Source organism: Photobacterium sp. GB-50 (assembly GCF_003026755.1).
In the GTDB taxonomy this organism is placed as follows: domain Bacteria; phylum Pseudomonadota; class Gammaproteobacteria; order Enterobacterales; family Vibrionaceae; genus Photobacterium.
Map to the genome: position 1 here is coordinate 76,929 of NZ_PYNX01000007.1, position 22,973 is coordinate 99,901.

Genomic DNA, 22,973 nt, shown 5'->3' on the forward strand with positions numbered 1-22,973 from the left:
ACTTTGGGATCTATACCTTTGGTGCGCATTATGTACCTTATGTTAAATAGGATATCTAGCTTATTATCGGTCATAGACAGTAAACTAAAGCGTCACATGTATTGCTCTACTCTGCTGATTTATTGATAGTTTTAGTTTGTTACAGGGTCATTTAACAGTATTGCGTATTTACCATAAAATAGGTAATTACCATTAATAATTCTTGTTCTGCGAACGCTATGCATTCTTGAACAAGGATTATTTGGAATTACCAAAAAAGAACAGCCTCAAACGCTATTAGAGTTTGAGGCTGCTTTAATGTTACTTAATACTTAACTTACTTTTCGCCAACCAATTTCAATGGATTGAGATTGCTCGGTAAGTAACGTAACGAAAACATAGCGTCTGGATGGCATGTTTTTTTGTTCAAAATGCTGTCGAATTTTTCTTTACTCACACGATCGGCTTTGAAACTTTTAGCCGCTTTATCTTGCACGAAGATTTCGCGGATAATGCCGACATTACAGCCTAAGTCATCTAAGTAAGCATGGCGTTCATCTGTCGATAATGCTTGTGTTCCCGCACCATCTTGTACATAAACAATTAAACCTAAGTTGGTAAGTTGATCTGTCCATTGTTTTATCTGGCTTTGAGTTAATTGGCCTGATAAGTAAAGACTGATCATTAATGGCTCATCATACCGTTTTACTTGCTGCTTTAGGATTTGTGCCAGTTGCTCTCTTTGTGCCGGTGTTTTGAAATCGTAATCTGATAACTCTAACGGCAAATATAAACCTTGTACTTTGTTTGAGTGTATTCTTAACCAAGTTTTCCACTGCATGTATGATTTATGCAGTTTGTTAAAGTACTCTGTTAAATACACTTTTTGCTCAGTAGCATTGGTATGTATCTCACGGAAATAATTAGGATCGGAATATAATCCGACCCATAATTTTATATTATCATCTTGCAATGCTTCCATACGCTGCGCTAACCAGCCGTGAGACTCTCCAAAGGTTTGATTGCCGTATTGTGTCCATTGAATGACGATGTTTTTTATACCTATACCCCTGATTTCTCTACCAAACTCTTTCCATTGTTGTTGTGAGATATCACGATCTTGATTAAGCGGTTGATAGAAAATACTAAGATTTTGACTATCTGCCTTTTGCTGACAGCTAGTTAAAAAGATAAGGAAAAACGCAGTAAGACAGCATCGTCTGATTTGTTTCCCTGTGAACTTTGTAGTGTATGTTGCCATTCAAGACCTACTTCTGAATCTACGTCTAAGCCATTGTATTTGGTGTAATGTGAATTCCAGTTCCAACTTGCTCCTAAACCTGCCACAGTAGATGTGTTGTCACTGTCGTCGGCCCATTGTATAAATGTGTATGGCGTAAGTCTTTGTTGGTAATCATTTTTCATCTTGAATGTTTGACCAATTTCGTAACGACCAAACAAAATATAGTCATTTGTATTATCTAGATATAATAGTCCGTCAGCATAAACGCTCTGATATAACCAATGATTGAGATCAGGCTTCCATGCTTTTGACCATTTATCGTTTGAAAGTACGTTTGAACTAACACGTACATAAGGTCGTAATTTATGGTCATCGCCTATTACTTGTTGGCGAACACCGGCTTTTAAATAAGTATCATGGCTTGCTATGGGTTGGACTTGATACGATAAATCCAAGTCAGTGGTATTGTCTGATGATGTATTAGCAAATCCCCCATTACTTAATGCTGCAATAGAAAATGCACTGCGTGGGAGCCACGGATGTTCAAAATAGTATTTAGCATCACTGTATAAGAAGTAGTTTCCTGCTCGACTAGATACCCCTGGCATTGCTTGTTGTTGATCAGTCCCAATCCAACCCGCGATATTATATTTCCAGCCTAAATTGATGTTTTTATGTGAGCTTTGTAAGTAATTTATCAGTTTCTTGTTTGGTGCAGGGCTAGTTAGCTCCTGATCAATAGCGGCTTTATATAGCTGTGATGAAAGTGCTGTATCACCATTTTTATTTGCGATATCAGCATATTCTGCAGTCATATTGACATCTTTTTTATACTTCAGATGTTGATATGCATTAGCAAACGCCTGCTGCGCTAACTCAGGGTCTTTTTGATAAGTTTGGTAACCTAATAGCGCACTCGCGTTACCGGTTTTGTCGCTTTCAAACAATTTTTTTGCTAATTCGGTATCGTTATTTTCTGCTATGTATTTAGCAAGATCTTTGATTAATTCCGATGACTGGGTGTGATCAATCCCTTGCTCTATGCGTGATATTACAGTGGCTTTATCATCCATTTTTTTAGCAATATCAATGCCTAGCTGCCACCACTGTTCATTCTGTTTATCAAAGTTTGATTCTAACCAGTCCTGATTTGCACGCTTTGTTTGCCCTACTTCATTCATCGTTTCTATATCTAAATAACGTGAGTATGGTGGTAGGTTTTTAAAGTCTGACGTATTACGCACAGCTTTATGCCAGTATGATTCACTGACCTTATACGCTTTTGCTTTAGCGAACCATTGCGCTAACACTAATGATTGTTGAGCTGTCGGAGCGTTTTTTATTGTTGCCTGATACTGCTCTGCTGCTTTCAATGGATCATGATTAACCACACAATATGCGATCGCTTGGTTTAAATAGTCATTATTTGTTACTAAGCCATCAACCATCTTACATTGCTGCTGTAACTGCCAAACCTGAGGTGACAATGTCACTTTATTTCTGTTTGCGTCCGCAATGATTTGCGGGGTAAACAATGTAATATTACGTTGAGCAATATCTAAGATGTTATTAACAATTTTACGATCGGCCAATAGCTTTTGTTTATGTGTTTGTAAGCCGTATTTAATCATTGATGCTGCGAGTTTATCCCCATTGGAAGATTGTAACGCATTAAACACCGCATGAACTAAATCGGAGTTATGGTGATCATTTTTGTAAATCTGAAAAGATACTCTGGCTGCTTTACTGTATTGTTTTACTTTTGAATAGGCATAAGCAAGTTCTCTGCCAAATGACTCCTGATGATCGTTATCTTTTAATAAATTGATTATCTTCGACCATGCGCGTTGATTCTTGTAGTGCGTTAATAGCACGCTTGTTTTCAATTTCTTTGCACTACTCTGCTTAAAGTCAATTTGTTCTAGTTGGCCATACAACCCTAATTTATCATCAAGTTCGATCCACATTGTTGAGTCTTTCTGCGGATCACATTGCTTCAATTTCATTTTGGCCTGTGTGATATTATCTTCCGATATACTATTCATTGTTTGTTTCAAACAAGGCGTCATTTCGGCAAATTCATTAATGACTTGTTCGTCTAATGAATTTAAGTAATCTCGTTGTTTTATAAACACATCAGAAAGCGCATTATTGTCATATAAGCGATTTAGTTCTTTTCGTGCTTTTTTGTATTGGTATGTCGCCAATAAATGTTCAATATATTGGTTGTAAAACTCTTGCTGATCAGGAAGTGAAATAAGTTTAGACGCATAACTCAGCGCCTTTATCTCATTACCATTCATTAATGTAGTAAGAGCAAGATATTTTAAATCCGTCTGATTACTCGAGTGTGATTGATAAATTGAATCAAGTATTGGTTGTGCTTCAACATACTTCTTGTCTGAATATAAATGATAAGCTTCATAGCGAAGCGTTATTAACGACTTATATTTATCTGGCTTATTATATGACCATTGTAATGCTTTGGTTGAGCCATACTGTTTATCTATATTGTACAGATTATTAGCAAAGAAACTCTGCATTTGTGTTGCTGTTAGTGTGTCAGCAATTTCTTTCAACTGTTCCTGCGTGTAAAACTTGCCATTTTTTGCGTTATTCAACCAGACATTGAGAACCTCATTACCCCTCTCATTCTTTGGTATTTTGGTTAAATATTTTAATTGCGTTTCAATCGGCTTACCGGCACTTACAGCTAACTGATAAGCGAATTTTAAAAAAGGAACATGGTTCGGAACAATAATGAGTGCGTGATCCACTTCTTTCAATGCTGCATTGTATTGTTTGTTTTTTTGTTCCTGATACGCCTTATCAATATACGGATAAGTGCGAAAATGCTCTGAATCTGTAAGATGCGCATAAATATTAGCTGACGCATGTACATTAACACTCATAAATGCACAAGCCATAGCGATTGATGTTCTTTTGAAGTTATTCATAAGTACTGTTTGCATTCATTAATAAGTTGATTAACATTCATTTGCTGTGAAGCTTGAAGCTCCAATGCTTTGTCTATGGCTTCTTTTGTCACGTAATGGTGCTGTATTAAAAATGCACCAAAACTTTGCTCATATTCTTTTTCATAAGCAAGGATAGCCTGATTCAGCACCGCTGACTCTATTTGTTTACTCATTAATAAACACTGACCTAGTTGACTCTGTGTTGCAAAGTACTGATCAATCAGAGTGTTGTAAGCCTCTTGAGAAAGATTTTTCTTACCAACGGTTTCTTCAATCACTTTATGAGGATTAATCTCTTTTTGCTCTAAATACCAGTAGCGTAAACCTAATGTCACAGCACCATTAGTCGTAATTACTGATTTTACAGGGCACTTTAATCGTCTTTTTATCGTTGCTAACGCTACAGGGCTTAATGGCATTTCTTTACCTAGCACGAGCATTTCACCATCTTTTCGTAGTGGCAGTACCGAGTACTTCAATGCCAGTTTTTTAGGTAACAATTCAATAAGTGCTGGATCTAAATCAAAGGGATCACAGTGTTCAAATTCAGATTCAAATTGCTCAGCAATTGCTTTACTTAAATCGTCATTGCTCACAATACCTTGCTCAACTAAGTAAGAGCCGAGTAAACGGTCTTTCGGCATATTGAGTAATGCACTATTTAGCATTTCTTCCGTTATTTTATTGTTTTCTTTTAAGATCTCTCCAATTGGCTTTTTCCGTATTTCATCTTGAATGCTTGGAAAATCATGGGTAGTTTTATCCCAAGCAACACGCCTTGCATCACCTTGTTGAATAACTTGTGTAATAGCACGAACGTTAGCAGCAAAGTTAATAACAGTGCCCCAACATAAACGTAGTAGTGATAGCACGCCTTCTAAATAACCATAGTATTGGCTTACAAAGAAAAAACGTTGGAATAAGCGGTTAATAAACAATAAGGTATTAATCACTAAAAGAATATGAGTGGTCTTATCTTTAGCAATTATAGATAGGAAATGGAAGCCATCTTTCACAAAGTAGGAATAGATTGTTAGTCCCACTAATTGTAAAAAGATAAGCATAGATAGAAAGCCTATCGTATTGTTAATAAAACCTCTTCTGTCACGCCATAAAAAGTAATTTAACTTCCAATCGCTCGTCCATTTGGTATTTTTAAAACCTTGGAAAACGATACCAATAATCCAGCGGCTTTTTTGACGGACTGCTGTACTAAATGTTGTAGGGAAATATTCACGCACACAGACAACGTTACCGTCATGCAGGGATACCCCAATTGAGTCTTCTTTGAGTGTTGATTGGTCTTTATCAATAATAGGGAAACGTACAAAGATTTCGTTCATTCCCCATTGCTTCAGCCGTAAACCAATATCGTAGTCTTCCGTTAATGATTGAACATCAAATGGTAAACCATCACCTGCCACTAATAGTTTTAAAATCGCTTTACGGCTAAAACATGTCCCCACACCAGCACTAGGTACTTGTCCTGCTATCGCTTCTCGAACAACAACATCTTTACCATGTAATTCAGCAAATTCATCAGCGTAGTGGCCCGGTGTCATTTGATACCATTTACGGGTATAAGGATAAACAGGCAACTGAATCAGATCTTTTTCAGGCAATAAGTAGTTGTAAAGGCGCAGTTCCATTGGTGAAACAATGTCTTCTGAATCATGGAGAATAAAACCTGAAAATTCGATTTTTGCTTTTTTCTCAAACTCTATAATTGATGAAATAATATTGTTTAAGCAATCTGCTTTACTGGTTGGCCCTGGGCGAGCACACACCACTTTATGTACGTTAGGAAAACGTGCACAAACACGATCAACATCAGCTTGTGTTTCAGGGTCGTTAGGATAAGTACCAACAAAAATTTGATAGTTTTCATAATCTAAGCGAGATGCTGCCAGCTCAGCCATTTTATCGATTACGCCAAACTCTTGCCATGCTGGTACCATGATCGCTAATGGCTGCTCTTCTTTTTGATAAAGATCATTTACATTTTTACGTGAAAATCTTTTATAAACGGTGCCCTTTCGCCAAAAATGGCGTATCCAGTAGTAGAGATCGATGAACAAGTCATCGATACCACAAATACATAAAATCACCATGGTCACGAACAGTACAACGCGTAAGCCATATAAGTAGTAGAGAAAATAATCGAACATATCCATGATTAGAACTCGTGCACTCGCTTACAAATAAGGGCTGATGCATCGCCTTTACCGTATGGGTTTAGACAATCTTCAGATTTCCCTTGCAGCAACAGTGTCAACGCTGCATCGACAATACGATCACTATCATCGGCTCCCGCTAATATAGATAATCCTAAATTTAGCGCTTCTGGGCGCTCTGTCGTTTCTCGTAAAATTACAACTGGTGTTCCATAAGTCGGTGCTTCTTCTTGGATACCACCAGAGTCTGTCATAGTCAGCACAGATGAAGCGAGAGTCTGCTGCAAGGCCAAATAGTCAAGCGGCTCGACAATTGATAGGTTTTCCACCCCATTTAAATTATCCATCACAGCTTGCTTAACTGTTGGATTTGGATGCACCGCCAAAACAAAGCGCAACTCAGGCTTTAAGTTAATAAGTTTCTTAATTGCTTCGCTAATGGTAGGAATAGACAGCCAATTTTCACGACGATGAGCAGTAACAAGTACTGTATTAGTCGCTTCAAGGTTAATGATACCTTTGTCTAATAATAATTTTTGCGCATCAATTGCTGTATTACCTGTCACTATCACAGATTCAGGTTTTATACCTTCTGCAAGTAGTGCTTTCTTTGCCATTTCTGTTGGAGAAAAATGCAAATTTGCAATACGAGCGACTAAGGTTCGATTCGATTCTTCTGGAAAAGGATGTTGCAAGTTACCTGAACGCAAACCAGCTTCAACATGGCCAATGCAGGGTATTTGAGCATAAAACGCAGCCATAGCACCGGCTAATGTAGAGCTTGTATCACCATGAACGAGGACACAGTCGTATTCGTTCTTTTGTAATACCGATTGAATATTTACCATTAAACCAGAGACTAAATCCGTTAATGTATTTCCTTCTGGACGTTGAAAGAAATAATCTGGTTTTATGTCAAAAACTCGAAAAGTTTGCTCTGCTAGCGTGTCATGTTGCCCTGTATGGCACCATTCAACCCACTTTTTTTGTTTTTTAAATTCAGCATATACTGGTGCCATTTTTATTATTTCTGGTCTAGTCCCTGTAATAATAAGTGTTTTCATAGATATTTACTCAAACTATTTATAACTCAAAACCCATCTGAAATTTTAATATTAAATATTAATATAAAACTCCCCTATAATATCCAAAAAGCTATTAACCAATGATTGTTAATATTTATTAATGAATATGTAGTAAAAATAAATAAAATTAATGACTTTTACGTAACTTTCAATCAACCTATAATTCGGACTGAATTTACGATAATAAAACAATATATTCAATTATAAAAAGAAAAAAATAATACACCGTTTAAAATGATTGTAAGAAAAAGGTACTTATATTCTCTCCAACATCAGGAATTACATATACTTAAAACTAAAAAAGAGCGACACATCGCTCTCTTATTTAATTGAAATATAATTTACTGCAAATTTATATTTCAATTTTAAATATAAAAAATATACCCACAATGAAATTACTTTTCGCCAACCAATTTCAATGGATTGGAATTGATGGGTAAGTAACGTAAAGAAAACATAGCGTCTGGATGGCAGGTTTTTTCGTTCAAAATGCCGTCGAGTTTTCCTTTACTTATACGATCAGCTTTGAAACTTTTATATGCTTTGTCTTGCACGAAGATTTCGCGGATAATGCCGACATTACAGTCTAAATCATTTAAGTATGCATGCCGTTCATCTGCCGATAATGCTTGAGTTCCCGCACCATTTTGTACGTAGACAATTAAACCCAAGTTCGTAAGTTGCTCTGTCCATAGCTTTATCTGTTTTTGAGGTAATTCACCCGATAGATAAAGGCTTATCATTAATGGCTGGTCATATAACTTCACTTGTTGCGCTAAGATCTCTGCCAACTGTTCTCTTTGAGCTGGTGTTTTGAAGTCATAATCGCTTAATTCCAATGGTAAATATAACCCTTGGACTTTATTAGCATATACCTTTAACCATACTCGCCATTGTAAATAGGATTCATGTAACTTATCGAAATATTGCTTTAAATATACTTTTTGTGCGATTTGATCTGTATGTATTTGTCGAAAATAATTTGGATCTGAATATAAGCCAACCCATAGCTTTATATTGTTGTCTTGAAGTACTTCCATCCGCTTAGCAAGCCAACCATGTGATTCACCAAAAGTTTCATTGCCATATTGCGTCCATTGGATAACAACATTTTGCACGCCTAGCTTTTTTATTTCAGTTCCAAAATGCTGCCATTGCTTTATTGAAATATCGTAGTCTTGATTGAGTGGTTGGTAAAAGATGCTGAGATCGTTTTTCTGGGCTGTGTTCTGGCAACCGATTAAAAGGAAAAGGAATACCGTACTAATGCAGCATCGTCTGATTTGTTGCGTTGTGAACTTTCTACTGTATGTTGCCATTCAAGACCTACTTCTGAATCTAGGTTCAAGCCATTGTATTTTGTGTTAAACAATTTAAAGTTCCAACTTACTCCCAAGCCAACAACAGTCGATATGTCTTCACTGTCGTCGGCCCATTGTACAAATGTATATGGAGTAAGCCTTTGCTGGTATTTCTCTTTAATTTTAAATGTGTTACCTATTTCGTAGCGAGCAAACAAAATATAATCATGTAAATTATCAACGTAAATTAGACCATCAGCATAAAGACTTTGATATAGCCACTGGTCAGGCTCTGGCTTCCAATCTTTTGACCATTTATCATTTGATAATACGTTGGAACTAATACGAAGGTAAGGTCGTGTTTTATGATCTTTTCCAATAACTCGCTGACGTACGCCTGCTTTTAAGTAGCTGTTATGTTTAGCAAAGGGCTGAATTTGATATGATAAGTCTATATCGGTGATATTGTCCGATAACTTATTTTCAAATCCCCCATTACTTAACGCCGCAATAGAAAAAGCAGAACGTGGTAACCAAGGTTTTTCAAAATAGTATTTGGCTTCTTCGTATAAAAAGTAATTGCCTGTGCTGTTAGTTAGTCCAGGTATCGCATTTTGTTGATCTGTTCCTACCCAACCAGAAACATTGTATTTCCATCCTAGATCAATATTCTTATGTGAGCTTTGTAAGTACGCTAATAATTTCGGATTAGCTTCTTTTTGTTCAAGTACTTGATCAATCGCAGACTTATAAAGCTGTTGCGCATTGCTAAGATTGCCATTTTTATATTCAAGATCAGCATATTGAGAGATCATATCTACATTTTTTTTGTGCTTCGGATAACGATATGCACTTTCAAATGCACGTAGTGCTAACTGTGGATCTTTTTTATAGGTTTGATAGCCCAGTAATGCACTCGCATTGCCCGTTTTATCATTTTCAAATAGTTTGTTAGCTAATCTACTATCGCTAGTTGTCACTATGTGTTCGGCTAGATACTGTGTTAATACTGCTGATTGTGTGTGATCAACTCCCTGCTCTATACGTGCAATCAATATTTCTTGGTCTTCTAACCTTTTAGCAATATCAATGCCTAACTCCCACCATTGCACATTTTTCTTATCAAAGTCTGATTCTAACCAAGACTGATTAGCCAGTTTTGGTTCACCTACCTTAGTAAGTGTATGAATAAACAGATAACGTGAATATGGCGTGAGTCTTTTTAGGTCGGTACTGTTACGCACCGCTTTAAGCCAATATGTCGAACTGGCTTGATATTCGTTTGCTTTTGCAAACCATTCTGCTAATAGTAATGCTTGTTCTTTGGTGGGTTGTTGCTTAAGCGAGGATTGGTAATGCTTAGCTGCCTTTAGCGGATCCTTATCAGCAACACAATATGCGATTGCTTGTTTTAAAAAGTCATCATTAGTAGATAAGCCTTCTATCAAATGACATTGATGCTGTATCCCCCAAACTTTAGGTGACAATGTCACTATTTTCCGGTTGGCGGCTGCAATACTCTGTGGTGAAAATAATCTTACGTTACGTTGCATCATATTTAGAATGTTATTAACAAACTTTGGGTCAGCTAGTAATTTTCCTTTCTGTTTTTTCAATCCATAGTTAACCATCGAAGCTGCAATTTCATCCCCATTTGGCGACTGTAACGCATTAAAAATAGCATGGCTTAAATCGCTATTCTGATGGTTGTTTTTATAGTTGATAAAAAAGATCTGAGCAGATTTATTATATTGATTTACTTGTGAATAGGCATAAGCCAAATCACGTGATAATGATGGTGATTTATAGCCTTCATCTTTTAATTCGTTTATGATTTTCAACCATTTTTGTTGTTGTTTATAATGTGTTAGTAACACCTCTTTTTTCAACTTTTTAGCACTTGCTGTATTAAATTGGGTGTTTTCAATTTGTGTATATAAATTCAATTCACTTGCCAGTTTAATCCACATTACTGAGTCAGTTTCTGGCTTACAGTGTTTAAACTGAAATCGCGCTAGTTCTGCTTTATTTGTACTGATCTTGGTAACTGTCTTTTTTAGACAATCAGACATTACCGAAAATTCTTTAAGTGTTTGTTGATTTAATAAATTAAGATAATTATGCTGTTTGGCAAAAGATTCTGGTAGCGCATTATTATCGTGTAATTTATTGAGCTCAATTTTGGCTTTACGGTATTGATAAGTTGATAATAGGTACTCTATATACTGGTTGTAAAAGTCTTTATAACTACTGTCTAATATTATCTTTTCCGCATATTTTAATGCTTGAGTTTCATTGCCATTTGCGAGTGTATTCAAGGCTAAATACTTTAAATATGTTTGGTTGCTGTGTGATGACTCATAAAGTTTTTCTAGCAACGGCTGGGCTTTTTCATATTTTTTTATTGCATAAAGGTTATACGCTTCAAAATGCAAAGTCGCTAATGATTTATATTTATTAGGCTTACTATACGACCATTCGACTGCAGTTTCTGCATTATATTTTTTTAACAGTTTATAAACATTGTATATAAAGAACTTTTTCATCTGTTTAGATGTTAATGTACTAGCAATACGTTGTAATTGGGTATCCGTATAGATCTTGCCGTTGTTGGCATCGTCAAGCCAAACATTAAGAATGTCATCCCCCCTTTTACCCTTCGGAATTTTAGTTAGATACTTGAGTTGAATGTTGATAGGTTGATCGGCTTTGACTGCTAGCTGATAACCAAATTTTAAAAAAGGAATATGGGCTGGAACAATTGCTAATGCATTATTAAGCTCTTCTAATGCCGCATTGTATTGTTGATTATTTTGCTTTTTAAACGCTTTATCAACATACGGGTATGTACGAAAATGTTCAAGATCAGACAAATTAGTGTAAATATTGTCATCCGCATCAACTCTGATACTTAATAATGTACAAACGCTTGCGATTAAGGCTTTTTCGATATAATTCATTAGTACTGTTTACACTCATTAATAAGGTTATCAACATTCATTTGTTGGTCGACTTGTAATTCAAGTGCTTTATCAATTACTTCTTTGGTGACATAGCGATGATTAATCAAAAATTTTCCGAAGCTTTTTTCATGCTCGTTTTCATAAGCAAGAATTGCTTGATGTAATACAGCAGGTTCAATTGCCCTACTCATTAACAAACACTGCCCCAACTGACTTTGTGTTGCATAGTATTTATCAATCAAAGGCTTATATTTGGCTTTTGAGTATTTATGGTGACCGACCATGGTCTTAATTATGTGATAAGGATTGATCCCTTTTTGTTCTAAATACCAGTATCTTAGCCCTAGTGTCACTGCACCATTGGTGGTGATCACTGATTTAACTGGGCACTTTAAACGTCTCGAAATTGTTGCTTTTGCGACAGGGCTTAATGGCATTTCTTTTCCTAAAATCAAAGTATTACCATCTTTCCGCAAAGGTAGTACCGAGTATTTTAAGGCCAGTTTTTTAGGTAATAGATGTATGAGTGAAGGATCTAATTCAAAGGGATCACAGTGTTCAAATTCTTCTTCAAATTGTTCTGCAATCGCCTGACTTAAATCATCATTGCTGACTATGCCTTGCTCAACTAAATACGAGCCTATCAAGCGATTTTTAGGCATATCAAGAAGGACACTTGTTAGCATCTCTTCTGAAATTTTCATGTTACGTTTTAATATCTCACCAAGTGGTTGCTTTCGTGAATCATTAGCAAGCGTTGGAAAATCATGGGTCGTTTTATCCCAAGCAACACGATGAACATCACCTTGTTGAATTACTTGACGAATCGCACGTACATTAGCTGCAAAGTTAATCACCGTTCCCCAACATAAACGTAGCAATGATAGGAAACCTTCAAAGTAACCATAATATCGGCTAACAAAATAAAATCGTTGTAATAAGCGGTTGATTAGTAGGAAAGTGTTAATCACTAATAGTACTTGATTCACTTTATTATCAGCAATAATTGACAAAAAATGATAACCATCTTTCACAAAGTAAGAATAAATACTGAGCGCCACTAATTGAAGGAAAATAACCATAGACAAAAAGCCTATCGTATTATTAATAAAGCCTCTTCTATCGCGCCACAAAAAATAATTTAACTTCCAGTCATTGGTCCATTTTTGTTTATTAAAGCCCTGAAACACGATACCCACTATCCAACGGCTTTTTTGACGTACTGCAGCGCTAAAGGTTGTCGGAAAATGTTCACGCACACAAACCACACTACCATCGTGCAGGGATACGCCTAATGACGATTCTTTTAGTGTTGGTTGTTCTTTATCAATAATAGGAAAACGTACAAATATCTCGCTCATACCCCACTGTTTTAAGCGTAAGCCTATCTCATAATCCTCAGTTAATGATTGAACATCGAACGCTAAACCATCACCGGTAACCAATAGTTTTAAAATTGCTCTGCGACTAAAACAGGTACCCACACCAGCACTAGGTACTTGCCCTGCAATAGATTCACGGACAACAACATCTTTGCCATGTAATTCTGCAAATTCGTCCGCATAATGCCCTGGCGTCATTTGATACCATTTGCGGGTATACGGATATACAGGTAACTGAATGAGGTCTTTTTCAGGCAATAAGTAGTTGTAAAGACGTAATTCCATTGGCGATACAATGTCTTCAGCGTCATGCAAAATAAACCCCGAAAATTTAATCTTTGCCTTTTTCTCAAATTCAATAATTGATGAGATAATATTATTTAAGCAATCAGCCTTGCTAGTCGGTCCTGGCCTTGCACACACAACTTTATGCACGTTAGGAAAACGCATGCAAACTCGATCAACATCAGCTTGGGTTTCAGGATCGTTCGGATAAGTGCCTACAAATATTTGGTAATTTTCATAATCCAAACTTGACGCGGTAAGCTCAGCCATTTTGTCAATAACACCAAATTCCTGCCAGGCTGGTACCATGATAGCCAGTGGTTGTTCGTCTTTTTGATAAAGATCATCCACGTTTTTGCGTGTGTATTTTTTATAAACGGTTCCTTTACGCCATAAGTGACGCACCCAGTAATAAATATCAACAAATAGATCATCGATACCGCAAATACATAAGATCACCATAGTCACAAATAAAACGAGACGTAATCCATATAGGTAATAAATGAAAATATCGAACATATCCATAATTAGAACTCTTGCACTCGTTGGAGAATGATTTTGGATGCATTTCCTTTACCATATGGATTAAAGCAAGCGTCTGATTTACCAATAGATAATAATGTTAAGGCCGCATCTACAATAGATTTATAATCTTTTGCTCCTGCAAGTTTTGATAAACCTAAATGTATTGCTTCTGGTCGCTCTGTCGTTTCTCGTAAAATCACAACAGGCGTGCCATAAGTCGGTGCCTCTTCTTGAATACCACCAGAATCGGTCATTATTAAAACAGAAGAAGCTAATAGTTGTTGAAGCGCTAGGTAATCTAACGGCTCAACAATGGTAATATTTTCAATACCACTTAAGTTATCTAACACGGCTTGCTTCACTGTTGGGTTGGGATGTACGACAACGACAAAATCTAATTCGGGCTTAATTGAGGAGAGATATTTAATTGCTTGGCTGATTGTGCAAATGGATTGCCAATTTTCACGTCGATGAGTCGTAACTAAAACTGTATTATTCACCGTATGGTTCACTAACCCTTTATTTATTAATAACTTTTGTGTATCAATTATGGTATTGCCCGTTACAACTGTTGTATCTATATTAATCCCTTCTGCTAATAATGCTTTTTGTGCAATGTCAGTAGGGGAAAAATGTAAATTCGCAATGCGAGCGACTAATGTTCTATTAGATTCTTCCGGAAATGGATGTTGTAAGTTGCCAGATCGAAGCCCTGCTTCAACGTGTCCAATACAAGGTACTTTTGCGTAATACGCAGCTAAAGCCCCTGCAAGGGTTGAGCTTGTATCACCATGAACCAAAACGCAATCGTAGCTATTTTTTTGCAGCAACGATTGAATATTTGTCATTAAGCCAGATAAAAGATCAACTAATGTAGTGCCTGTAGGACGTTGAAATATATAATCAGGTTTAATATCAAAGACTTCAAATGTTTGCTCTGCAAGAGAATCATGTTGACCTGTGTGACACCATTCAATAGTTTTATCTTGATTCTTAAATTCAGTATACACCGGAGCCATTTTTATTATTTCAGGTCTTGTCCCTGTAATAATTAATGTTTTTTTCTCCATTATCCTCACCTATTAATAATATAAAGTGTAATATTCCATCCATGAAAAAATAGTGTTTACTAATTGAAATGTTTACATTTATTTTTTAAATTGTATAAACCGTACAACTCGTACAACTTGAACTTAATTAAATTTAATAAATATTTAATGTTAATGTCATATAACTGAGCTAATAGGTACCAGTTAATAGATGAGTTGATTTAAAATCAGACATCTAAAGTAATACGAGATAGACTTTATAAATTATTAGTATATTTATAGTTTCTAAATGAATAATTTCAAATCTTTATTTCAATTTTTTATTCATATACATATAAAAAAAGTGCCACTATATCAGCAGCACTTAGTTTACTTTATTTCATTAATCGTCTAATCAACTAATCGACGTATTTGCCATAGACGTTTACGCCAATAGGGATGATTAATATTGGATATAGCCACACCGCGTGAACTTGTTGCATTCACAAAACGTCCGTGATCTAAGTAGATTCCAACATGGTGATGCCAGCCACTGGTTTTAAAGAAGACTAAATCACCATAGTGAAGGTTTTCTTTTCTAACTTTATAACCTAATTTTACTTGCTGTAATGTAGTTCTTGGTAAATGTACATGATAGACCTCATTAAACACTCGACGAACAAATGCTGAGCAATCAATACCATGATGTGAGTTACCACCATAAAGGTATGGCGTATGCGCCCAATGTGAATAAGCATGCCAGATCTTAGAACGCCATTTTTGAGACAGCCTCAAATTCCTGACATCAGACCAAAATGATCTGTGATGTACGTAATGCCCTTTCAAGGTGTAGTAATCGACAGGAATTCTATGCCTCCTAGCACTAACATGATGCCTTGAGTGACTATCATGGTACCTTGAGTGACTATCATGGTGTGAGTAATGCGATTTATGCACTACATGATGATTTGTGCTGTGGTGTGTTGAATGTGCATGATGCGTTTCATGCTTCTCACTATGTTTTGGTGTTTTGCTATGTTTATGTTCAATATTATGACTGTAATGGTGAGTAACTACATGATGATGAATATTTGAATGATGTTTTTTATCAAGTTCAACATGATGTTCAGAATGCGTATGTGCGAATGCTGTTATCGGTAAAGCTATTAAGGACAATAATAACGTCTTTCTTAATTTAGCTTTTAATACGTTTTTAAGGCGATATGAAGACATGAGTGATGCTGCTATGTTTTTATCGTCTACTAATATAATCGCTTATTATTGCAACTTAATAAGCAAGATATTGCTTTTTTCGATAGTTAGTATTATGACTTTGATTCTATAGAGAATAGACAGTTATAAAAACAGATATTAGATATTACTAACTTTTTATTTTTGAAAAATAAGCTATTAGTCATCACTATGAATAGTCTACATTGATTATTTAGCAATAATTCGATTTTATTTACAGAAAAATGTAACTTCCTATCACATCATCATTCACAGTGTGAATGGGAATGCTTACATGTAAATATATAAATTATCGTTTTATTGTCATTTATAGACAATGATTAAAAATAACAATAAAAGCACCTTATTTATTATGCTCAGTAATAACAATTTTTCATGATTAATACAGTTTATTATTGCTTAATGGAACTTCTAACGTATTATCTTGTTTTCCATTTGGCATACCTATCATTTCATCATAAGCACTTTGTTGTCTTAGCACCCAATCTTTTACTTTTAATTTCCTGCATATTTTTTGTATCTCTAATATAGAAATCGCTTTGATGTAGTCACCTTTTTCATTAGTAATGTAATGCTCTTGTTCATCTATAACCGCTGATGCTTGATACAATGATAAATCTAACGAATGAACAACCAATTTATCAATGTAAAAGAATTTTTCGAGTTTACTTAGTGGCATCGTCATCATGTGTCTCTTCTCTTTGTTTCAAACATTAAGTGTAATGACTGTTACGTACCAAGTAAGAAAAAAGATTATTTACTTCGTAATGTTATATACCCAAGCAACCTCAAGATGCAGTGTTCAGCGAGACGACCTTAGCTCTGAATCAGGCATATTAAAGTCGCTTGGGTATACATTGTTTTAATCATACAAGTACTCTAGATTGATGAAAAAAGTAAATGTGTGTGGCTTATTGCGATTTATCGGCCAATCATTGGAAGATATGAACCATCAGTTTGCTGTGTAAATAGCCAAGTCTTTATCTTTCACGGTAATCTGGGATCCCTCTTATAGGTGCTTGCAGGCGATGTTTGTATCACACCGGCTATATCAATTTCAGAATGCGTTCAATGCTTGTTAACTTTCTTACCCACCACTTAAATATTGAATGGCATGACGATGTCACTCACTTTGCCCAATTGTTTTTATATTTCTACCCCGCTATTCATTACAGCCAATTCCAAGTGCAAGCTGGAGTTACAAGTATTAACACTATTCGTCTTTATAATCCGACTAAGCAAGCTAAAGAACATGATCCTGATGGTGAGTTTATCCATAAATGGATACCTGAATTAGCAAATATCCCCGTTCCTTTGTTATTTGAACCTTGGACGCTTAAAGAATTAGAAGTTGTGATGTACCAACTAGATAACAACAGCCGTTATCTTTCCCCCATTATTGATCTGGCTCGCAGTTCCATAAAAGCGAGAGAACGTTTTTGGGGATGGCGAGCCCGTGATGATGTTAAATCAGAGGTAAATGCGATACTTAACCGACATGTAAGAACTAAAAACACGCAGTGACTGTTTTTTAGCTTTTAATTGTCAAAAGTTATAAATTCAGCAATAAAATTATTCGTTATAGTTTGTAACAAGTTAGAAAGATAATAAATCTGTAGAAACGCTGAAGCATGTGGCACTGAATCACAAGTAGCCCCAGGGGGAATTGTGATGACATTTTCAAAACAACTAGAAAAAATGCGTACTCAAGATGGTTTCATTGCAGCACTTGACCAAAGTGGCGGCAGCACACCTAAAGCATTAAAAGCTTATGGTATTAATGAATCAGATTACAATAATGACGAACAAATGTATGATCTTGTTCATGCCATGCGCTCTCGTATTATTACAAGCCCAGTCTTCACTAGTGATCGTATTATCGGTGCAATTTTATTTGAAAATACGTTAGACCGTGAAATTGAAGGCGAACCAACGTCACAATATTTATGGGAAGAAAAAGGTGTTGTTCCATCTATTACACAATTAAGCAGTGCGCTTGAAGGAAAAATGAATATTGAAGATATTCATAACTTTGGTCCTGATTATGATCAGACATTAATGGCATGGTGTGAAAATTTTGAACGTAACTGGCATAAAATATCTGATCAATATAACGACCGTTTCTATCGTATGTGGCGTTATTATTTATTAAGTTGTGCTGGTGCATTTAGAAGTCGTGATTTAAACCTATTACAATTTTCACTAACAAAAAAGGTTGTGAATTACCATTACATGTTCGTGCTGCGTAAACAATTACCGATAATTTTTAGCTTAAAATTATCGGTATTATTTAACTAAAATGGATTTAACCATGACTGGAAAACATATCTCATATTGTCGTAATAATTTTGAAGCTCTTTGTGCTACCAAAAAAAATATTTCAGATATCGCACTTGTTACTGAAGGCGGAGGCCAACGAGGTATTTTTACTGCAGGTGTTTTAGATGCGTTTCTTGAGCATGAGTTTAATCCATTTTCGTTATTAATTGGTACTTCTGCTGGTTCATTAAATCTTGCCTCATATATCTGTGAACAAAAAAAACATGCTTATCGTGTGATCACAGAAATCACCACCAAGAAGAAGTTTTTTAGCTATTCCAAACTGTTTTCAAATCGAGGTGGTATGGATTTGGATTGGTTATTAGAACAAACCCAAACCACATTAAAGTTAGACTGGGAAACGGGTCGCCGTAATATGCAAAATAAAACGGTACTTGCTAGTGCTTCAGGTATTGATCACCATCAAGCAGGATTTTTTGATTTAAATTCTGACTCATGGGATCAACGCTTAAAAGCCTCTTGTGCTATTCCTGTATTAAACCGTCAACCTATTTATTCTGATAATCATTATTGGGTTGATGGTGGCCTTAATGCTCCAATTCCAGCTAAAGAAGCCTATAACCGTGGTTTTAAAAACATTGTTGTTATTCGCACTAACCCTATTGGCCTTAGCGCGAATCATGAATGGTTACATAAAGTAAAAGCAGGCTTATCAAAAACTAAAGCAGCAACATTAATTGATATGCTGTTATTACACGAGAAAAGCTATAGCGAGAGTGAACACTTTATTGCCAACCCTCCTGATGATGTTAATATTTATGAAATCTTCCCGCATAAGTCTTTGAAATCTAAACTTATTGGTAGTGATATAACTTCATTAAATCACGATTATGAACATGGTAAACATTTGGGAATATATTTCCTTAAGACGATGATGTCTTATTGCCAGTGTACATGTTGTAAAATCGCGTAACGGGTTATTTACCTTGTATAACACGAGTGAGTTTAGGTGCCATCATCAATGTGATTATGGCAATAATACCCGTGATAACGCCGATTTCTTTAAACACTACACCATAAATTTCTAGCGTTGTATGTGGATCGGTTACCCCTTTAGGTGCGGCTGTTAATGTTGCCACCCACCCTGCAATAACCGCTGCAGTTGCTGATGTTAAAAACCACATCCCCATGGCAAATCCCATCATCCGTTGTGGCACTAATTGGGCTATCATCGCAAGCCCTAATCCTGAAACTAATAGCTCACCAAGAGATTGCAATAAGTAGCTAAGTATTAACCAATTTGAGCTCATTATACCGTTAGCATCTGCATAATGGCTGCCTAAGGTTAATATAAGAAATGCACAGCTACATAACACCATACCTAAAGCAAACTTATAGGGCATGGAAAAGTTTTCGCGCGTTTTGTTATATACCATGGCGAGTATAGGGCTACAGATCATGATCCAAAATGGACTGAGTGCTTGAAATTGCTCTGGCTGTACTTCGATACCAAAGATCTTATGGTGAATGTTGTGTATAGCGAAAAAATTTAACGACGTTGGCATTTGAAAATACAGAACAAAGAAGACGATTCCTTGTAGCATAAGTACAAACGCAACCATCATCTTTGCGCGCTCTAATCCTGTCGTTTGTAATGCTTCTTTGAAATATAAGGTAACAATGGTGACACCCACAACGGCAAGGATCAGGTGAGCATAAAAGATATGTTGCAACAAAAATGCACTCACAAACGCTAATAGAATAGTTCCTATAACAACGATAAAATACTTACCGTAATTAACTGGCTCTTTGTCTGGTTGAGAACCAATGTTCTTTACTAATCGACGGCTAACAAGAAAATTAGCGATGGTGATCAATAAACCAATTGAGCTTACACCAAATGCGATTCCATAACCTAGATGCTCAGATATCCATGGGGTAAGTAATGTAGAGATAAATGAGCCGAGGTTAATCGCCATATAATACATGGTGAAAGCACCATCTAATCGTGGATCATTTTTTTCATAAACTTTAGCTAATAAGCTGGATGGATTCGCTTTAAATAGGCCATTACCAATAGTAATAAACCCCATCGCAATATAAATCAGTTCCTTGCTATTAAATTCGCCTGACGCTGAAATACCCAGTAGTGCATACCCTAACATAAGCACAATTGCACCCAATACGATGGTGCGTTTTGTACCTATAATTTTATCACCAACCCAGCCACCAATAGCAATAGAGCCAAACACCAATGCTGAAAATGCGCCAAATAAGGTAAATGACTCGGCTTCTGACATGGCAAGCACATCGACCAAGTAAACGGTAAGGATGGCTTGCATGCCATAAAAACCAAAACGTTCCCAAAACTCGATGGAAAAAATGAGATAAAACGGCTTGGGTTGTTTAAAAACATTAAGTTCTGACATGTCTATTCTCTTTATTTTTATGCATTTTCAGTAACCGTTCCAACATAGTATTTTACTTAGTAAGCGCTTTTTATGTTGCGGCATTATTTTAAATTTTATTTATATATGACACCTTCACTATAGAACATTCTTGCTTCTATACCTCAATTCTTAATTATGCGATTTGTGATTATTTATTGCTCACTATCCTTTCTGTAATTGATTCTAAGCACAATAAGTACAGGAATGATTGATGAAGTACACGATACTTTTTGTGTTATTAGCTTCTTTAGCCTTCACAGGATGTGGAGGAGGAAGCTCTGATGACACAACAAATACAACTGAAGTTGATACACCAACGGCTGAGCTCCCTCCCCTTGATGAACAACTTCCCAGCACACCAGAGAACGAAACTGAACCTACTGATGATCCTGAGCCTAAATTTTTGATCAGTGATATCTCAAGCGGTTATTACGATAAGTTGTATGACGCGGTAGGTAATGAGTTAACGCTAGATAAAGATCAGGTTTTATCTATGCAAGACGCATTAGTTGATGATGTGTTACCTATTTTGACAGAGGAACAGCAAAATACATTTAACGAAGCCTATAAGGCATTTGAAGACCTCGACGAAAAAAATGAGGTCGATAAGGTCTTATTTTCCAACAGCATGATTGATGCGATGTTAAGCAGTGCAGATAAAGAGACACAAGATAAATACCTTTCTTCTTTTCGCTTGTTCCGTAAACAGACACATCATCTGTTCCCTATTTCACGCTTAGGTGATTACAGTTGGCTATTTGAGTTTCTAAATCAACGCTCTTGGTTAACGCATATTATATTGATCCCACCAGAAACGACTGACGATTATGCTGCGACTTGCCGTGAAAATAATGTCCCTATTCCACCCGATTGGGGCTCTGATTTATGGGTACACCAAGGTACAGCAACCACTGATTTTCTTGCTAGCCGAAGAACTGAAGTTTATGCCTATGAAGATCCTAGTGTTGCAGGAACCTGTATGGCACTACCTCGCTGGAGTTTAGGGGCTTCAGGCAGTGAATATATACAATTTCTTGGCATCATTTGCCAAAGTAAAACCACAGGTAAAGCGTGTTTTTGGGATAATATCAGTAAAGAAACAGGCGGAAGAATTACAGGTGGTGAAGGTTTAACGTTTAAAATTTCGGATATTCAAAATGGTGATAACCTCGCTGAAAACTGTACTAACTGCCATAGAGGTAAGAATGTTTTCTTAATTCACCCCGACACGCCAATTGATATTTCTGATGATTACGACATTGATCCTAATGTTCGCTATCAGCCGATCTCTGCACAAGGCTGGACAAATCCCCCTGCCTTTGCTGAACTTGGCGATGGTGCATGTGCGAGTTGCCATGAGATAGGTGGTATCTCCTTTGATTATTGCAACACAGTGCTAAGAAGTGCAGCTAATCAAACCATGCCTGGCACAGCTATTTCTCCCGATCCTGCGGGTTGGGTCGGAGACGATTCGTTCTACGGTACACATATTCAAGCAATGATTGATGCAGGCTGCCCAGAGTGACATGATGTACTCACTACAACAGGCTGCTTTGTAGCCTTTTCAATTAAAATTCAGAGCGTTAAAAATATAACTCATTTCAAAGCAAAAGAGGCCGCTTAATGGCCTCTTTTCTATATTGCTGACTTAACCGCCAGCTAATTTTACTGTGTGACCTTTTTTCTCAAGGTGCGCTTTAATTACATCACGCTTATCGCCTTGAATTTCAATTTTTCCATCTTTTACTGAACCACCACAGCCACATACTTTCTTCAATTCGGCAGCAATTAACTTTAGTTGGGTGTCCTCAACATCTAAGCCCGTGACAATAGAAACTCCCTTGCCTTTACGACCTTTAGTTTCACGCTGAATACGGACAATACCATCACCTTTTGGGCGAACGGGTGCTACAGTTTCTTCTTTAATTCGACCAGTTTCGGTTGAGAAAACTAAACGACTGTTATCATTCATTGTGCAATTAGTCTCATTGTTTACGTGGTTATTGTGAATAAGCTTTCAAGTTCACATATGAATCTTGCTAATTCGCT

The 22,973-nt window shown here is 36.3% G+C and carries 14 protein-coding genes and 3 pseudogenes; 5 read left to right on the forward strand and 12 right to left on the reverse strand.

Annotated elements, in window-relative coordinates:
* Positions 1 to 316: 316 nt before the first annotated feature.
* The 10 genes from C9J41_RS11350 to C9J41_RS11395 all read right to left on the reverse strand — a co-directional run bounded on the left by C9J41_RS11350 (position 317) and on the right by C9J41_RS11395 (position 16,879).
* The gene (locus C9J41_RS11350) at positions 317 to 1,240 is read right to left on the reverse strand and encodes a DUF4434 domain-containing protein (protein WP_107294586.1); all 924 of its coding nucleotides are present in this window, start codon (positions 1,238 to 1,240) and stop codon (positions 317 to 319) included.
* The gene (locus tag C9J41_RS11355; RefSeq protein WP_158259679.1) at positions 1,162 to 4,134 is read right to left on the reverse strand and encodes a hypothetical protein; all 2,973 of its coding nucleotides are present in this window, start codon (positions 4,132 to 4,134) and stop codon (positions 1,162 to 1,164) included. The genes C9J41_RS11350 and C9J41_RS11355 overlap by 79 nt, the downstream gene beginning before the upstream one ends.
* A gap of 41 nt (positions 4,135 to 4,175) precedes the next feature.
* On the reverse strand, positions 4,176 to 6,374 hold the full coding sequence (locus tag C9J41_RS11360; RefSeq protein ID WP_107294588.1) for a glycosyl transferase family protein: 2,199 nt from the start codon (positions 6,372 to 6,374) through the stop codon (positions 4,176 to 4,178).
* A gap of 2 nt (positions 6,375 to 6,376) precedes the next feature.
* Entirely contained in the window at positions 6,377 to 7,438 is a 1,062-nt protein-coding gene (gene wecB / locus C9J41_RS11365) for a non-hydrolyzing UDP-N-acetylglucosamine 2-epimerase (protein ID WP_107294589.1), read from the reverse strand.
* 416 nt (positions 7,439 to 7,854) lie between these two features.
* Positions 7,855 to 8,778 (reverse strand): DUF4434 domain-containing protein, encoded by a 924-nt coding sequence (locus C9J41_RS11370; protein WP_107294590.1) that lies wholly within the window; start codon positions 8,776 to 8,778, stop codon positions 7,855 to 7,857.
* A complete protein-coding gene (locus C9J41_RS11375; RefSeq protein WP_107294591.1) occupies positions 8,700 to 11,720 on the reverse strand; it encodes a hypothetical protein in 3,021 nt (1,006 codons plus the stop codon). The genes C9J41_RS11370 and C9J41_RS11375 overlap by 79 nt, the downstream gene beginning before the upstream one ends.
* Positions 11,720 to 13,915, reverse strand: a complete 2,196-nt coding sequence (locus C9J41_RS11380; protein ID WP_107294592.1) for a glycosyl transferase family protein — start codon at positions 13,913 to 13,915, stop codon at positions 11,720 to 11,722. The genes C9J41_RS11375 and C9J41_RS11380 overlap by 1 nt, the downstream gene beginning before the upstream one ends.
* 2 nt (positions 13,916 to 13,917) lie before the next feature.
* Entirely contained in the window at positions 13,918 to 14,985 is a 1,068-nt protein-coding gene (gene wecB / locus C9J41_RS11385) for a non-hydrolyzing UDP-N-acetylglucosamine 2-epimerase (RefSeq protein ID WP_107294593.1), read from the reverse strand.
* A gap of 369 nt (positions 14,986 to 15,354) precedes the next feature.
* Entirely contained in the window at positions 15,355 to 16,176 is an 822-nt protein-coding gene (locus tag C9J41_RS11390) for a C40 family peptidase (protein ID WP_107292634.1), read from the reverse strand.
* A gap of 397 nt (positions 16,177 to 16,573) precedes the next feature.
* Positions 16,574 to 16,879, reverse strand: coding sequence for a DUF6482 family protein (locus C9J41_RS11395; RefSeq protein ID WP_107294612.1), 306 nt, complete (start codon positions 16,877 to 16,879; stop codon positions 16,574 to 16,576).
* 311 nt (positions 16,880 to 17,190) lie between these two features.
* Here C9J41_RS11395 and C9J41_RS11400 point away from each other — a divergent pair.
* The 4 genes and pseudogenes from C9J41_RS11400 to C9J41_RS11410 all read left to right on the forward strand — a co-directional run.
* Positions 17,191 to 17,718: pseudogene (locus C9J41_RS11400) on the forward strand (FAD-binding domain-containing protein); the annotation flags it as partial.
* 147 nt (positions 17,719 to 17,865) lie between these two features.
* Positions 17,866 to 18,165 (forward strand): annotated as a pseudogene (locus C9J41_RS22160) (class I fructose-bisphosphate aldolase); the annotation flags it as partial.
* Positions 18,154 to 18,443: pseudogene (locus tag C9J41_RS11405) on the forward strand (class I SAM-dependent methyltransferase); the annotation flags it as partial. The pseudogenes C9J41_RS22160 and C9J41_RS11405, both read left to right, overlap by 12 nt.
* 62 nt (positions 18,444 to 18,505) lie before the next feature.
* Positions 18,506 to 19,447, forward strand: a complete 942-nt coding sequence (locus C9J41_RS11410; RefSeq protein WP_107260931.1) for a patatin family protein — start codon at positions 18,506 to 18,508, stop codon at positions 19,445 to 19,447.
* A gap of 4 nt (positions 19,448 to 19,451) precedes the next feature.
* Here C9J41_RS11410 and dtpA read toward each other — a convergent pair whose 3' ends face one another.
* Positions 19,452 to 20,903: a dipeptide/tripeptide permease DtpA gene (gene dtpA, locus C9J41_RS11415; protein ID WP_107207931.1), complete on the reverse strand. Its 1,452-nt coding sequence runs from the start codon at positions 20,901 to 20,903 to the stop codon at positions 19,452 to 19,454.
* A gap of 232 nt (positions 20,904 to 21,135) precedes the next feature.
* On the opposite strand from dtpA, the gene C9J41_RS11420 reads away from it, so the two are divergent.
* Positions 21,136 to 22,449: a hypothetical protein gene (locus C9J41_RS11420; RefSeq protein WP_107294594.1), complete on the forward strand. Its 1,314-nt coding sequence runs from the start codon at positions 21,136 to 21,138 to the stop codon at positions 22,447 to 22,449.
* Between the two features lie 123 nt (positions 22,450 to 22,572).
* Here C9J41_RS11420 and yciH read toward each other — a convergent pair whose 3' ends face one another.
* Positions 22,573 to 22,896 (reverse strand): stress response translation initiation inhibitor YciH, encoded by a 324-nt coding sequence (gene yciH / locus C9J41_RS11425; RefSeq protein WP_107207928.1) that lies wholly within the window; start codon positions 22,894 to 22,896, stop codon positions 22,573 to 22,575.
* Between the last annotated feature and the right edge of the window lie 77 nt (positions 22,897 to 22,973).